Origin of the sequence: Pseudarthrobacter sp. Y6 (genome assembly GCF_050156205.1) — a bacterium.
Lineage (GTDB): Bacteria > Actinomycetota > Actinomycetes > Actinomycetales > Micrococcaceae > Arthrobacter.
This window is the reverse complement of the sequence record NZ_CP189574.1, coordinates 3,768,109-3,781,717: the sequence shown is the minus strand read 5'-3', so window position 1 is coordinate 3,781,717 and position 13,609 is coordinate 3,768,109. Positions and strand designations below refer to the sequence as shown.

At 65.2% G+C, this 13,609-nt stretch carries 14 protein-coding genes and 1 pseudogene; 4 read left to right on the top strand and 11 right to left on the bottom strand.

The window, feature by feature from the left end; genetic code table 11:
- Window positions 1–84: 84 nt before the first annotated feature.
- The 10 genes from aceE to ACQCSW_RS18140 form a co-directional block, all read right to left on the bottom strand.
- The gene (gene aceE / locus ACQCSW_RS18185) at window positions 85–2,850 is read right to left on the bottom strand and encodes a pyruvate dehydrogenase (acetyl-transferring), homodimeric type (protein ID WP_426988119.1); all 2,766 of its coding nucleotides are present in this window, start codon (window positions 2,848–2,850) and stop codon (window positions 85–87) included.
- Between the two features lie 180 nt (window positions 2,851–3,030).
- Window positions 3,031–3,762: a maleate cis-trans isomerase family protein gene (locus tag ACQCSW_RS18180; protein ID WP_426988117.1), complete on the bottom strand. Its 732-nt coding sequence runs from the start codon at window positions 3,760–3,762 to the stop codon at window positions 3,031–3,033.
- A gap of 7 nt (window positions 3,763–3,769) precedes the next feature.
- Window positions 3,770–5,212, bottom strand: a complete 1,443-nt coding sequence (locus tag ACQCSW_RS18175) for an amidohydrolase family protein (protein WP_426988115.1) — start codon at window positions 5,210–5,212, stop codon at window positions 3,770–3,772.
- A gap of 26 nt (window positions 5,213–5,238) precedes the next feature.
- A complete protein-coding gene (locus ACQCSW_RS18170) occupies window positions 5,239–6,045 on the bottom strand; it encodes an aspartate/glutamate racemase family protein (RefSeq protein WP_426988113.1) in 807 nt (268 codons plus the stop codon).
- Complete coding sequence (locus ACQCSW_RS18165; RefSeq protein WP_426988111.1) at window positions 6,042–6,725, bottom strand: GntR family transcriptional regulator; 684 nt, start codon at window positions 6,723–6,725, stop codon at window positions 6,042–6,044. Before ACQCSW_RS18165 ends, ACQCSW_RS18170 begins: the two co-directional genes overlap by 4 nt.
- 67 nt (window positions 6,726–6,792) lie before the next feature.
- A complete protein-coding gene (locus ACQCSW_RS18160; RefSeq protein ID WP_426988109.1) occupies window positions 6,793–8,133 on the bottom strand; it encodes an MFS transporter in 1,341 nt (446 codons plus the stop codon).
- A gap of 391 nt (window positions 8,134–8,524) precedes the next feature.
- Complete coding sequence (gene uraH, locus ACQCSW_RS18155; RefSeq protein ID WP_426988107.1) at window positions 8,525–8,866, bottom strand: hydroxyisourate hydrolase; 342 nt, start codon at window positions 8,864–8,866, stop codon at window positions 8,525–8,527.
- Complete coding sequence (gene uraD, locus ACQCSW_RS18150; RefSeq protein ID WP_426988105.1) at window positions 8,863–9,360, bottom strand: 2-oxo-4-hydroxy-4-carboxy-5-ureidoimidazoline decarboxylase; 498 nt, start codon at window positions 9,358–9,360, stop codon at window positions 8,863–8,865. Before uraD ends, uraH begins: the two co-directional genes overlap by 4 nt.
- Window positions 9,361–9,590: 230 nt before the next feature.
- A complete protein-coding gene (locus tag ACQCSW_RS18145; protein WP_426988103.1) occupies window positions 9,591–10,439 on the bottom strand; it encodes a matrixin family metalloprotease in 849 nt (282 codons plus the stop codon).
- Between the two features lie 185 nt (window positions 10,440–10,624).
- On the bottom strand, window positions 10,625–10,909 hold the full coding sequence (locus ACQCSW_RS18140) for a DUF427 domain-containing protein (RefSeq protein WP_426988101.1): 285 nt from the start codon (window positions 10,907–10,909) through the stop codon (window positions 10,625–10,627).
- A gap of 146 nt (window positions 10,910–11,055) precedes the next feature.
- On the opposite strand from ACQCSW_RS18140, the gene ACQCSW_RS18135 reads away from it, so the two are divergent.
- Together ACQCSW_RS18135 and ACQCSW_RS18130 are read left to right on the top strand one after the other, a co-directional pair.
- The gene (locus ACQCSW_RS18135; protein ID WP_426988099.1) at window positions 11,056–11,829 is read left to right on the top strand and encodes an oxygenase MpaB family protein; all 774 of its coding nucleotides are present in this window, start codon (window positions 11,056–11,058) and stop codon (window positions 11,827–11,829) included.
- 131 nt (window positions 11,830–11,960) lie between these two features.
- The gene (locus tag ACQCSW_RS18130) at window positions 11,961–12,140 is read left to right on the top strand and encodes a hypothetical protein (RefSeq protein WP_426988097.1); all 180 of its coding nucleotides are present in this window, start codon (window positions 11,961–11,963) and stop codon (window positions 12,138–12,140) included.
- Window positions 12,141–12,158: 18 nt separating this feature from the next.
- On the opposite strand, the pseudogene ACQCSW_RS18125 reads toward ACQCSW_RS18130, so the two are convergent.
- Window positions 12,159–12,323, bottom strand: a pseudogene (locus ACQCSW_RS18125) (calcium:proton antiporter); the annotation flags it as partial.
- A gap of 90 nt (window positions 12,324–12,413) precedes the next feature.
- Here ACQCSW_RS18125 and ACQCSW_RS18120 point away from each other — a divergent pair.
- Entirely contained in the window at window positions 12,414–12,995 is a 582-nt protein-coding gene (locus ACQCSW_RS18120) for a GNAT family N-acetyltransferase (RefSeq protein ID WP_426988095.1), read from the top strand.
- On the top strand, window positions 12,908–13,546 hold the full coding sequence (locus tag ACQCSW_RS18115) for a DNA alkylation repair protein (RefSeq protein ID WP_426988093.1): 639 nt from the start codon (window positions 12,908–12,910) through the stop codon (window positions 13,544–13,546). Before ACQCSW_RS18120 ends, ACQCSW_RS18115 begins: the two co-directional genes overlap by 88 nt.
- Window positions 13,547–13,609: the final 63 nt, after the last annotated feature.

Below are 13,609 nucleotides of genomic sequence, written 5' to 3'. Positions count from 1 at the left end.
GGGAGTTTTTGTCCAGATAATGGCTTCAAGGTGGCTTTCAAAGCGCATTATCTGGACAAAAACTCCAGTTGTCGAAGGGTGGGGTCAGGAGTCGCCTCCGGCGCCGCCGGTGGTCCCGGCGTTGACGTCCAGGAGCTTGTAGCGGTCCATCGCGTAGGCGGGCACGCCGCCGTCCACCTCGCCGCGCGAGGCCAGCAGCTGCAGGGTCTTCACCACAATCGAGTGGGTGTCGTTCTTGAAGAAGCGACGGGCTGCTGCGCGGGTGTCGGAGAAGCCGAACCCATCCGCACCGAGCGAGGCGAACTGGTGCGGGAGGAACTGGCGGATCTGGTCCGGCACGGCCTTCATGTAGTCGGTCACCGCCACCACGGGCCCCTGCGCATCGGCGAGCTGCTGGGCGACAAACGGTACGCGGGCGGGCTGGCCCGGGTTCAGGAAGGCGTCTTCCTCCGCGGCGAGCCCGTCGCGGCGCAGTTCGTTCCAGGACGTCACGGACCAGACATCGGCGGAGACGCCCCAGTCCTCAGCGAGGATCCGCTGGGCATCAAGAGCCCAGGGGACGGAGACGCCGGAGGCCAGGATCTGGCTCCTGGGACCTTCAACGCCCGACGCCGACACCCGGTAGATGCCTTTCAGCACACCGTTGACGTCGAGGTTCTCAGGTTCGGCCGGCTGGGAGATGGGCTCGTTGTAGACCGTGATGTAGTACATGAGGTTCTTATCGGATGCAGTTCCGGTTCCGTCGCCGCTTGCGGCCGGCCCATACATGCGCTCGATGCCGTCCCGGATGATGTGGCCCATCTCGTACCCGTAGGCGGGGTCGTAGGTGAGGACGGCCGGGTTGGTGGAGGCGAGGATCGGGGAGTGGCCGTCGGCGTGCTGGAGGCCTTCGCCGGTCAGGGTGGTCCGGCCGGCGGTGGCGCCGATGATGAAGCCGCGGGTCATCTGGTCCGCAGCGGCCCAGAAGGCGTCGCCGGTGCGCTGGAAGCCGAACATGGAGTAGAACACGTAGATCGGGATCAGCGGTACGCCGTGGGTGGCGTAGGACGTTCCTGCTGCGGTGAACGCTGCGACGGCGCCTGCCTCGTTGATGCCGGGGTGGATCAGCTGGCCCTGGGCCGATTCCTTGTAGGCCAGGACCAGGTCCCGGTCCACGGACAGGTAGCCCTGGCCGTCGGGGTTGTAGATCTTGGCAGTGGGGAAGAACGCGTCCATGCCGAAGGTTCGGGACTCATCGGGCACGATGGGGACAATGCGGTGTCCGAATTTCTTATCCCGGAGCAGGTCCTTGAGCAGGCGCACGAAGGTCATGGTGGTGGCGGCCTGCTGCTTGCCGGAACCGCGCTTGGCAACCTCGTAGGTCTTGGGTTCTGGCAGTTCCACCGGCGCGTGGTCCGGCCGGCGTTCGGGGACGAAACCGCCGAGGGCGCGGCGGCGTTCCATGAGGTACTGGATTTCGGGGGAGTCCATGCCGGGGTGGTAGTACGGGGGCCGGTAGAGGTCCGCGTCGAGTTGTTCGTCAGTGATGGGGATGCGCAGGTGGTCGCGGAATTTCTTCAGGTCATCGAGGGTGAGCTTTTTCATCTGGTGGGTCGCGTTGCGTCCCTCGAAGTGGGGTCCGAGTCCGTAGCCCTTGACCGTTTTGGCCAGGATCACGGTGGGCTTGCCCTTGAATTCGGTGGCTGCCTTGTACGCGGCGTGGACCTTGTTGTAGTCGTGGCCGCCGCGCTTGAGGTTCCAGATCTCGTCATCGGAGAGGTCCGCGACCATGTCCTTGGTCTGCGGGGTCTTGCCGAAGAAGTGTTCGCGGACGAACCCGCCGGATTCTGCCTTGTAGGTCTGGTAGTCGCCGTCCGGGGTCTCGTTCATGATCTTCACGAGCGAGCCGTCGGAGTCCTGGGTGAGCAGGTCATCCCACTCCCGGCCCCAGACGACCTTGATGACGTTCCAGCCCGCGCCGCGGAAGAACGCTTCGAGTTCCTGCATGATCTTGCCGTTGCCGCGGACGGGACCGTCGAGGCGCTGGAGGTTGCAGTTGATCACAAAGTTCAGGTTGTCGAGCTTGTCGTTCGCGGCGAGCTGGAGCAGGCCGCGGGACTCGGGCTCGTCCATTTCGCCGTCGCCCAGGAACGCCCAGACCTGCTGGTCCGAGGTGTCCTTGAGGCCGCGGTTGTGCAGGTACCGGTTGGACTGGGCCTGATAGATCGCGTTCATCGGGCCGATGCCCATGGACACCGTGGGGAATTCCCAGAAGTCCGGCATGAGGCGGGGGTGCGGGTAGGAGGAGAGCGCGTGGCCTTCCTTGGACTTTTCCTGCCGGAATCCGTCCAGGTCCTCCTCGGAGAGCCGGCCTTCCATAAACGCGCGGGCGTACATGCCGGGGGAGGCGTGGCCCTGGAAGAAAACGTGGTCGCCGCCGCCGGGGTGGTCCTTGCCGCGGAAGAAGTGGTTGAAGCCGACCTCGTACAGGGTGGCTGCGCCGGCGTAGGTGGAGATGTGTCCGCCCACGCCGATGTTGGCCCGCTGTGCCCGGTGCACCATGATGGCGGCGTTCCAGCGCATGTACGCCCGGTACCGGCGCTCGAACTCCTCGTTGCCGGGGAACGGAGCTTCCTGGTCCACCGGGATGGTGTTCACGTAGTCCGTGGTGGTCACCATCGGAACGCCCACGCTCTGGGCGCCGGCGCGCTGCAGCAGGCTGCGCATGATGTATTGGGCACGCTCGGTGCCCTGTTCCCTGATCAGCGCATCCAGGGACTCAACCCATTCGGCGGTCTCTTCCGGATCACGATCAGGCAGCTGGTTTGTCAACCCGCTGAGGATATGGGAGGTATCTTCTCCTGCAGCCACGTCCAACCTCTTTTCATCGTTGAATAGTTGGCTCAAGTTTTCGGTGTGTGAGAAAACTTTATTGCATCTTGAGAATATGCAAGCGACGATCCGCACGTCAAGGCGAACCGACGGTCACAATCGGCGGCCAAGGGCTCTGCGCACCCGGCCACCAAAAGGTACTGCCTTAAGCAAGCTGGCTCAGGCAGACGTGAGCAGCCTGCCCCAGCGCCGGTCCAGCAGCGGTGCGCCCGTCATCTTGAGGCAATGCCATAGGGTGACGGCCACGGAGTCCAGCACGGGAACGCCGGTGCCTGCCTCAATATCCGCGGTGATGTTGGCGCCGTAGAGGTTGGTGCAGAGGTAGATGATGGCGTCGGGCGCGGCTGCCGCGAGTTCCTGCGACCCTGGACGCATTTCGTCATCCGTGACCCGGGCGAAGGACTCGTTGTCGCTCAGGCCCAGGAACCGGTGGTCGAGGGTCTTGATGCCGTCCCGTTGGTAGGACGCCACGATCTGGTCGTTGACGTCCCCGGTGTATGGAGTGAAGAGCCCGATGCGTTCGGTGCCGAAGGTCCGGAACGCCTCCATGTAGGCCAGGGTGGAGGTGGTGGCCGGAATGCCCGTGGCGTCCGTGATTTCCGCCGCGATCCGGCGGTCATGGTCGGCGCCGAGCCAGGAGCCGGAGGTGCCGTTCCAGGCGATGACGTCCACATCGGCGGTGGCGAGGAGTTCGGCGGCCGAACGCATGACCACGGCATCGAACTGCTTGTCCGAGGAATTATCCAAGGCAATCCGCGTGACCGGGATCCGGGCGAAGTGGATGGTGACGTCGTCCCGATCGCCCAGGATCCGGTAGCTCTGTGGTTCGAGGCAGGAGTTGGAGGACGGCACGATCATGCCGATACGGGTGGCGCGGGCTGTCGAAGGCATGGGGCTCCTAGTGGGTGGTCTGGGTGGCGGGTGTAGCGATGGACTCGAAGGCCGAGTTGTGCTCGTGGAAGCCGAGGCGGGGCACGAAGCGGCCGACGGCGCCGGGGTCGTGGAACCCGTCACTGTCCAGCACCACGCGTCCGGCGGAGACGACGATGGCGGGCCAGCCCGTGAGGGTCCGGCCGTCGAACGGGGAGAAGTCGGTGCCCATGTGCAGGGCGTCGCCGTCGACAGTTCGTTGCTCGGCCGGGTCGAAGATGACCAGATCGGCGTCGAACCCTGGGGCGATGGTTCCCTTCCTTGGAAGGGCGTTGATCCGGGCCGGGCCGGCGGCGAAAACTTCGACGAAGTCCTCCACGCGCGCCTCGCCACCGGCTGCTTCCAGCAGGGCGGTGAAGGTGACGGGCATCCGGGTTTCGACGCCCGGTAGCCCGTGGGGCATTTCGCGGATGTCGTCGGTTCGTTCCCGCTTTTGTGCGAGGTCGTAGCAGGAGTGGTCGGACGCGACAGTGTGGATGGCGCCGTCGGCCAGACGTTTCCGGAGCGCGGCGACCGTCTCCGGACTGCGCATGGGCGGGCAGCAGGCGTACCACTCCGGCATTACCGAGCCGTAGACGCTCTCGTCGAGGCTGAGGTAGTGCGGGCAGGTTTCGGAGTAGGCCTCCTGGCCGTGGCTGCGGGCCTCGGTGACCAGGTCCACGGCTCCCGGCGTCGACTGGTGCACAAAATAGACCGGGGCTCCCGTGTATTCGGCCAAGGCCAGGGTTTCCTTGACCGAGACCTCTTCTGCCAGTTCCGGACGGGTGCGGTGCAGGTGCTCGATGCCGATCCTGCCGTCGTCCGCGTGCTGCGCGGTGCAGTCCGCGATGATGGCGTCGTGTTCGGCGTGGATGTAGGTCAGCCCGTCCAGGCGGACCATCTCACGCATGACCTTGAGGATGGTGTTTCCGTTAGCCATGGTGGTGCCGCGGTTGGTGGTGTACATCTTCACGGACCGCACCCCCTCGGCGGCGAGTTGCTCCAGCTGCCAGGGCACGGTTTCGTCCCAGCTGACCACAGATCCGTGCAGTGCGACATCGCAGCGGGACTCCCTGGCCAGTGCTTTCTTGGACAGCACCGCTTCCAGCGGGGTTTCCCGGGCATCGCGGGGGATGCCGAAGTCGATGATGGTTGTGGTGCCGCCCCACAGTGCGGCGGTCGAGGTGGTCCGGTAGTCATCGAGGGTGCGGAACCGCCCCGTTATTTGGGCAACGTGGCAGTGTCCGTCGACGCCGCCGGGGATGACGAGCCGACCGGTCGCGTCGATGATGCGTGTGCCGGCGGGGATGGGCTCGGCGGCGTCCACCAGCTCATGGATAAGGCCTTCCCGGACCACAACGTGGACCTGTTGGCGGCCGAAACTGTTGACCACGGTGCCATTGGCGATGACGAGTTCTGGGGTGTCGGACATGGTGGTCCTCCTAAGTTTTGGAGTAGCTAGTTGGCCGGTACGGGCGTGGCCGGCTGGCGGCTGCCGCTGCGGGCGGGGTTCTGCGCGGTGGTGAGGGCGGCGTCCAGGTTTCCGGAGAGGCCGCTGCGGGCCTTGACCGGCGGCGGCGCGAAGGCGCCGGCGCGGTGCGGGCCCGAATCCAGGGCGACGACGGCCTCGGCCATGCGAATACCGGCGGAGATGCCGTCCACTACCGGAACCGGGATCTGGCCTCGAAGTTCGCGGGCCAGCCCGGCGAGCGGCGCCCCGGCAAGGATCACGACGTCGGCCCCGTCCTCGGCGACCGCCTGGCGGCTCAGTGCCAGCAGGGTTGCCTTGAAGTCCTGCTGGACCGAACCGATGCCGTTCAGCGACTCGTTGATGGAGCGGATCGAGGCGAGCCGGCCGCCCAGGCCGAAGCGTTCCACGCAGTCCAGGTACCAGGGCCGGATCCGGTCCGAGATGGCGATAATGGAGAATAGGTGTCCTTGCAGGGCTGCTGCGCAGAGGGCCGCCTCCGTGATTCCGATAATGGGGACATCGGCGAGTTCTTTCAACGCCGGCATGCCCGGATCGCCGAAGGCCGCCACGACGACGCCGTCGATCAGGCCCGGGACCTGGGTATATTCGGCAATGATTTCGGCCACGGCGCCGGCTGCGATCAGAGATTCAAAACGGGTTTCGATGTACTCGACGCCATGACCGGCGGTACGGACCACGAGTTCGGTTCCTGCGGAGGCGGAGCGGAGGGCCTCAGCTTCGATCAGCGCGGTGACGTCGTCGCTGATGTTCGGGTTGATGACAAGAAGTTTCATAGGTTCTTCCGATGAAGGGTGGGTTCTGTCCGGCGGAAGTCCTCCGGGAACTGGTCACGATATTTGCCGATGTGCGATGCCGATTGGACGGCGGCGCGGTCCGGGTCGCCGCTGGCGACGGCGGCATAGAGGGCACGGTGCTCTTCGATGAGTTCGGGCAGGTCACTGACATGGCGGAAGAGCCAGTGCATCCGGCCCTGGAGCGGTTCCAGCGCGGATTTGAGGAAGCCGTTGTCCGCGATCCGGGTGATGGCATCGTGGAATTCGCTGTTCGCCCGGTGGGCCTCCATGAGCGCGCCCTTGGCGAGGCAGCGGTCGGCCTCGTCCAGCAAATCTTTTAGCCCGCCAAGGTCTTCGGCGGTGGCGCGCGCCGCGGCAAGGCGGCAGGCCAGCACCTCCAGTGACTGCCGGACGTCGAAGAGGTCCTCTACGTCCTTGGGGCTCAGCGTGCTGACTTCGACTCCACGGGCGCCACGGTCACTGATGAGACCTTCCTGGCGAAGCATCCGCAGCGCTTCCCGGATGGGAAGGCGCGATACGTTGAATTCGGCGGCAAGGTCGCGCTCCACCAGCCTGGTGCCGGGAACGTAGTGCCCTTCAAAGATCCTGGCGCGGAGAGTATCCCGGACGGCCTCGCGGAGGGGGCGTTCTTTGTCCTGGGTTACTTCTGCGGCAAGCATGATGCTCCATTCGGGTTCTTTTGTGGCAGTGCGTTCCCGGCTTCAGGAACTGGTGCGTCTCGCTGGCTTAGACAGGCAGGCGTTTGTTGTAGTTCAGCGTCAGCACCGAGGCTCCCATGATGATCGCAGATCCCACGAAGTACAGCAGTGCCCACGTGTAGGAACCGGTGGCGCCTACGATCAGGCCCACAGCTATCGGGGTGACGAAGCCAGCAATGTTGCCGCTGAAATTCATGGCGCCACCCAGGACGCCGGCGTTCGTCCGGCCGCCGAGGATGGAGGGGATGCTCCAGAACAGGCCTACCCAGCGGAGGAAGAACATTACTACGGACAGCAGGATCACGGCGGTGGTCGAGTCGGCAACAACGGTAACTCCGATGAGGCCGCCGATCACCACGACGCTGGAGATGCCGAGGAGTGTCCGCATAACGAGGTTGGCCGACGCTCCCGAGTTACGCCACTTGTCCGCGATGGTGCCGCCGAGGATTTCCCCGACAAAGCCGGCCCCGAAAATCACAAAGGTGGACCAGCCGATGGTCTTGAGGTCAAAACCCTTGGCCTGGGCCAGATACAGCGGCCCCCACGTCAGCAAGCCGTAAAAAACGCCGTTGAAGCCCAGCCAGCCGAAGCACATGGCCCAGAAAGACCGGAACCGCAGGTAGGGCAGAAGCGCGCGCTTTCCTTTGCTGCCGCCCAGCTCGGCCTCGGCATCCTCTGCGGCGTGGGAGGCCTCAAGGTATTCGGCTTCGGCGTCGTTGACCCCGGGGTGCTGGCGCGGGTTGTCGCGGACGTACCACCAGACGGCCAGGCCCATCAGGACGGTGGCTGCGCCGGCGATGATGAACGAACTCCGCCAGCTGCCGGTGGAGGCGATCAGTCCGGCGATGAGGAGGCCGCCCAGGCCTGCGCCCAGGGGCGCACCGGCGTCGAGGATGGTGGCTCCGCGTCCACGCTCGGACTTGTGCATCCAGATGGCGTTGAGCTTGCCGCCGGCGGGCATAACGCCGGCTTCCGTGACGCCGATACCCATCCGGGCAATGAACATGCTCAGGAAGCCGCCAGCGAAGCCGGAGGCAGCCGTGGCGGCGCCCCAGCCGACGCAGGAAGCCGTCATGACCTTACGCGGACCAAATTTGTCGATCAGGAGCCCTACCGGGACCTGCATCAGGGCATAGGTCCAGAAGAAGGCCGAGAGCAGGAGCCCCACCAGTTCGGGGGCGAGGTTGAATTCCTTCTGGATGATTGGAAGGGCCACCGAGATGGAGCCCCTGTCGATGTAGTTGACGGCAACAAGGACCAGCAGGAGCAGGAACATTTTCCAGCGGACGTTGGTGCGTCGCTGCACCCCATCCTTGCCGGTCTTGTCGTCGGGAAGCGGAACTGTTGTTTCAGTATTTTGAAGAGACACAACTTCTCCTTTGAAGAGTGGAAGATTGCAAACGGGAAAAGACTTGGGCATTCGCGGGGCAGGAGGCCTGCTGGTGGGGCGTCCCGGGTTCCATCCGGAATAGCCGGCAATAAGCGGCGACTCGGAATCCGCAATCTTTTGGGATCCCACTTTGGGATCCCAAAATTAGAATAGAAGTGACCCGAGCCACTGTCAAGGAATTTGTTCTGTCGTGGCCCACATGGGCCAAATAACCGATTGTGACAGCTGCCGATGTGGGGGATCCGGCCGGCGGCGTGGTTGCGGCGGGCATGGAGACGTCGGTAGCCGGGCGATGGGCGCACAGGAAGGGCCCGCGGCGACGCCGCGGACCCTTCCTGTCGTGGCAGGTTTCCGGCAGGTGCCGGCGTACTCAGCTACCCCGGTAGGTGGAATAGGCAAACGGGCTCAGCAAGAGGGGTACGTGGTAGTGGGCCTCCGACTCCACCACGCCAAACGTGAGGGTCACCTCCGGGAAGAACGTCTCGATGCCGCTGGCCGCGAAGTACTTGCCCGTGTCGAAGGCCAGGCGATAGGTCCCTGAAGGCAGCCGGTCCGGTCCCAGCTGCTTGACGCGTCCGTCCGCATCGGTGGCGCCCTCGGCGATCTGGACCCAACGCTCGCCGTCGAGCACGTGGAGGGTTATGGGGACCTCGGTCGCCGGTTTTCCGGAGCCGGTATCGAGTACATGGGTGGTGACGTGGGAAGTGCTCATCTGCCCATCAGTCCTTCGAGTCGGAGCATTGCGATTTCCCGCAACTGCTGGCCAATGATTGATTGTTCTGCTTCGGGGGTATGGGCGAGCCTGGTGTTGAGGGCGGCCAGGATCTCCTCGCGGCTGCGGCCGGCAGCGCGGATCAGGAACACCTGCCCGAACTTCTCCTCGTAGGCCCGATTGCCTTCCGCCAGGGCCTCAGCGACGGCCGCGTCGGCCACACCCAGTCCGGCCTGTTCCGACTGGGACAGCCTGGCTTCCGCACTGTCGCCCTGTGCCCGCTCGCCGATCCGCGGATGGTGGGCGAGGGCTGCTTCGATCTCCGCCAGGGTGAAGGGGTTGGCTGCGTCGCGGCCCGCCGCCAGAAGCACGTCGAGACTGGAATAGGGACGCGCGTCGGCGAGTTCGTCGATCCAGCGGTTGATGTCCAGGCAGGGGCGCAGGAAATCGGCAGCCTCCGGGCGGCCGGCCGCGTTGAACTGTTCAAGGTGCATAAAACAGGTCCTCGTGTTCGATGCTGGCATCCACGGCGTAGGGCTATGCGGATATTATATTCCGCATCATGGAACTGTTATTTCAGCATATGCAAAAAGTCAACCGTACGGACCTGCAGGTGTCAACTTCCGGGACGCTGCCTGGGTAACGCCTCAACGGAAAGCGGACGACGGCGGGAGCTCCCGCCGTCGTCCGCTGACGGGCAAAACGGTCAGCTGCCTCGCCGTGGTTAAAGCCGCGGGACGCACTCCCCGGTTCCCAGCAACGCCAGCCCGGCGCGGTCGCCATCGCCAAAGTCGAACTGCCCGCTGTTTTCCGCATACATCAGCTGCGTGGGATCGTCCACGTGGTCCAGCCCCAGGACGTGCCCCAGCTCGTGCATGATGATGGCGCGAATGTGGGCAGGCCCCTCTGGCCAGGCAAGTGTTTCTGCAAGGCCCGGTGCATCAAGAGTCATTTGGCCGGCAACGTACACATAGGGCTCGCCAGGAATATGGGCGTAGGCGCTGCCGCCGGTCCCTGCGACCTTCCCCGCCAGCTTGGGTGCCTCCGCCGGAGACGACCATGCGATGAGAATCGGCGCCCACTGCTTTCCGTAGCGCGCCGGCTGGTAGCTTTCGCGGGCTTCCGATGGCGCCTCGGACGTGGTTCCGTCATACACGAACTGCAGTCCCGAGGCCGTGGAAACTGCGGACACGGCCTCCTGGATAAGTACGTCTGTTCCTGGCGGCGCATGGTCCGGCCGGACCACGTAGTGCAGCGGACGGCACGGGTCATAAGCAACGAAGGGCTGGCCCGGGTCCGGAGACTTCTGCAGGACATAGGCGGTGGATCCGCTGGTTGCCGGCGGCAGACCGAGCGGACCTGATGCGGCCTCAAACCCTGGCGGCGGCACTTTGGCGCCCGGCAGGTGGGGCATGGCTGCCGGCAATACAAACCGTTCGAAGAGGGCCGGCGTGAAATAGAGACCCACCACGAGGGCGATGCCCATGACCGTGGCGGAGCGCGATCTCCACCTGCTCCCGCTGGGCGAACGGCGGATGCGGGGAAAATCCCTGTTACCGGAATCTGATCTCACCAGGCGCCCCTCGTGCTGCCAAGCCCATCTCCATTGATGCTCAGCCCAGCATAGTGGCGGTCCCGTAGATCCGTACGGAATGATTCCTGAAGCTGGGTCTGCCGGGTTCATCAAAATGTTGCGTTAAATGAGGAAGCGGACGACGGCGGGAGGTCCCGCCGCCGTCCGCCACCAAAGGTGCGGGGCTACTCCTCGATGGTCACGCCGCGCCAGAACGCGATCCGGTCCTCGATGGGCTTCGCCCGGGTCTTGGGCTCCCGGTAGAACCAGGCGGCATCGACGTTCAGCTTCCCGTCCACTTCCAGGGTGTTGTAGCTGGCCTGACCCTTCCACGGGCAGACGGAGTACTGGTCGCTGTCCTTGAGGTAGCCCGCGTTGACGGCGTCGCGCGGGAAGTAGTGGTTGCCTTCCACCACCACCGTGTCCGCAGACTCGGCAATGACTTTTCCGTTCCAGATAGCCCTGACCATGTGGTTCCGTTCTCTAGTGGGCCGCCGGCTGCGCGGGCGGCGGGTCGCAATTATGTCAACGACCCGCACTGTGCGCTTTGTTCCCGCACCCCTTGCGGGAGGTACTGCCTCCGGGCGCGGTGCTCTTTCTCCGGTATCGTGGGTCCATGGTGCGGAACCTGGCCGATATCGGAGCTGAAGGTGTATTGCTCGCCGGGGCGGGCCGCGCCATCCTGCTGCAGATCGCGAACCCCGCGGTCGGCCACGGCGTCGCAGAGCACAGTGACTTTATTGCCCGGCCGCTGGACCGATTCCAGGCCACCGTCACCTATGTCTACGCCGTGGTTTACGGAACCGAGGACCAGGTCGCAGCGGTGCGCCGCAAGGTTAACCGGGCCCACTCGGCGGTCCGCCGCAAGCCCGACGCCGGCTCCCACGGCTACAGCGCGTTCGATGCCAAGGCGCAATTATGGGTGGTGGCCACCCTGTACGACACCGCCATCACCGTCTACGAGAAGATCTACGGCCCGCTGGACGACGAGGCAGCCGATCTTATGTACAGCGACTATGCAAGAATCGGCACCGTCCTGCAACTGCCGGCGGACCTGTGGCCGGCCGACCGCGCAGCCTTCAGGACGTACTGGGACGCGTCCTTGCGGACACTGGAGCTGGACGCCGTCACCGCCGGCGTCGGCCGCGACCTCCTGTACCCGCCGGCCGGGCCGCTCTGGCTGCGGATGAGCATGCCGCTGATCCGGTTCATCACCGCCGGTCTGCTGCCGGACCACTTGCGCGCCGGCTTCGGGCTGCCGTGGAGCGACCGCCACAGCCGCCGGTTCGAGCGCACCACCCGGTGGTCCGCCCTGTTATATCCACGGCTGCCGCGGCCGGTCCGGCACTTCGTCAAGAACTACTGCCTCGGCCGGCTCCGCACCTCGTAGGAAATCACCCGGCCGGGAGGGCGGCCGACGGCGGGAGGTCCCGCCGTCGTTCTTCCTTACCTGCAGCGCCTGGCACAGGGATGGTAGCCGTGACACACCATCTTTCGGCGTCCCCGTAACGAATCCCTGTCATGAACTATTACAGCCAAGCGGCGCAGGAACGGGTTCGGGACGCCGCATACGACGCAGTCGAGAAAGTCCTCAACAGCATGTTCGAACCGTTGAACCGGCAGGCCCTCTCTGCCCGCTGGAACCAGGCCTGCGAAGCCATGGCGAAGCACCTGGAAGCGCGGGACACCGGCGAAGAGTAGGACGGGCCGGCCAGGCCCACCCTGCAGCGCTGCACGCACTGACGTGATCGACTCGGGCAGGAAAACAATCATGGCGATCAGAATGCCGGAAAGCGCCACGGGCGCACCGACGCGGTCGAGCCCGTGGTCCAGGAGCGTGGCCATGTCGTGTGACAGCAGCACGATGGGCAGGACCGTCACGACCCCTGGCAGGCGATCCGCCCCGCAAACTCCGGTTCAACGAGTCTCAAATAGGATCGACAGACGATCGATATCGAAAGGGTTGAGCTGTCTATGAAGGTCAGAACCACAACACTCCAGATGCTCCAACCGCCCCCGTGGGCGGCGCGCCCATTGCCGGATGAGGCACGCCTGGACCGGGCTGTTGGGGTCACTCCGGAGTTCGCCCGCTTCCTCTATGGCCTGGTCGGCGGGCAGTGGCACTGGACGGACCGTCTTGAGTGGACACGGCAGCAGTGGGCCAAGGAGCTCGCGGCGCCGGGTACAGAATTCTGGGTCCTCTATGGCGAGGGCGTGCCGTGGGGCTATGTCCACCTTCAACCCGTCGTCGCCGAGGATGGTACGCACGTGGAGGTCAGGTACTTCGGCCTTTCGGAGCAGGCGATCGGCCGGGGCCTTGGCGGCCGGCTGCTGGAACACGGCATCACGGCGGCATGGTCGCTGACACAACGCTTCGACCTCCCGCCGGTGTCCCGTGTCTGGGTCCACACCTGCACCCTCGACGGTCCCGCGGCCCTGGCGAACTACCAGTCACGCGGCTTCGTGATGTGCGGGACCGAGGAGGCGGACGACGACGTGGCCGACAAACCGCTCGGCTCCTGGGTTGCCACCGGCGGTCGACAAGCGGTCGCCTAACTGACACGAAGCGGCTGAAGACGCAGCAGGAACTCGCGCGCGAGCTCTGGGCGACCAACGACACTGCGGCGAGGCTCGTGGCACTGCTGATCTGCCAGCCGATTGCCTTCGAACGCGACGAACTGGACGCCATGCTCCGCGAGGCGCGCGCCCCCAAGGTGCACGACTGGCTGGTGAACTACGTGGTGAAGAAAAGCCCGCACACGGAGGACCTGCGCGTGGCCTGGAAGGCGGATCCGGATCCGGTGGTGGCAAGCGCCGGCTGGGCCCTGACCAGCGAGCGCGTGGCGAAGAAGCCCGCGGGGCTCGACCTCCCGGACCTGTTGGACACCATCGAGGCGCAGATGAAGGACGCGCCGGACCGGCTGCAGTGGGCGATGAACCACACGCTGGCCTTCATCGGGATCGAGCACGCGGAGCTCCGGGCCCGCGCGCTCGATATCGGCGAACGGCTCGAGGTCCTCAAGGACTACCCGACGCCGCCGAACTGCACCTCACCGTTCGCGCCGGCCTGGATCAACGAGATGGTGAGCCGCCAGGCCAGGGCGTAAGGCTATTGGCCCGGAAGCAAAACGGAAGCGGACGACGCCGGAAACCTCCCGCCGTCGTCCGCT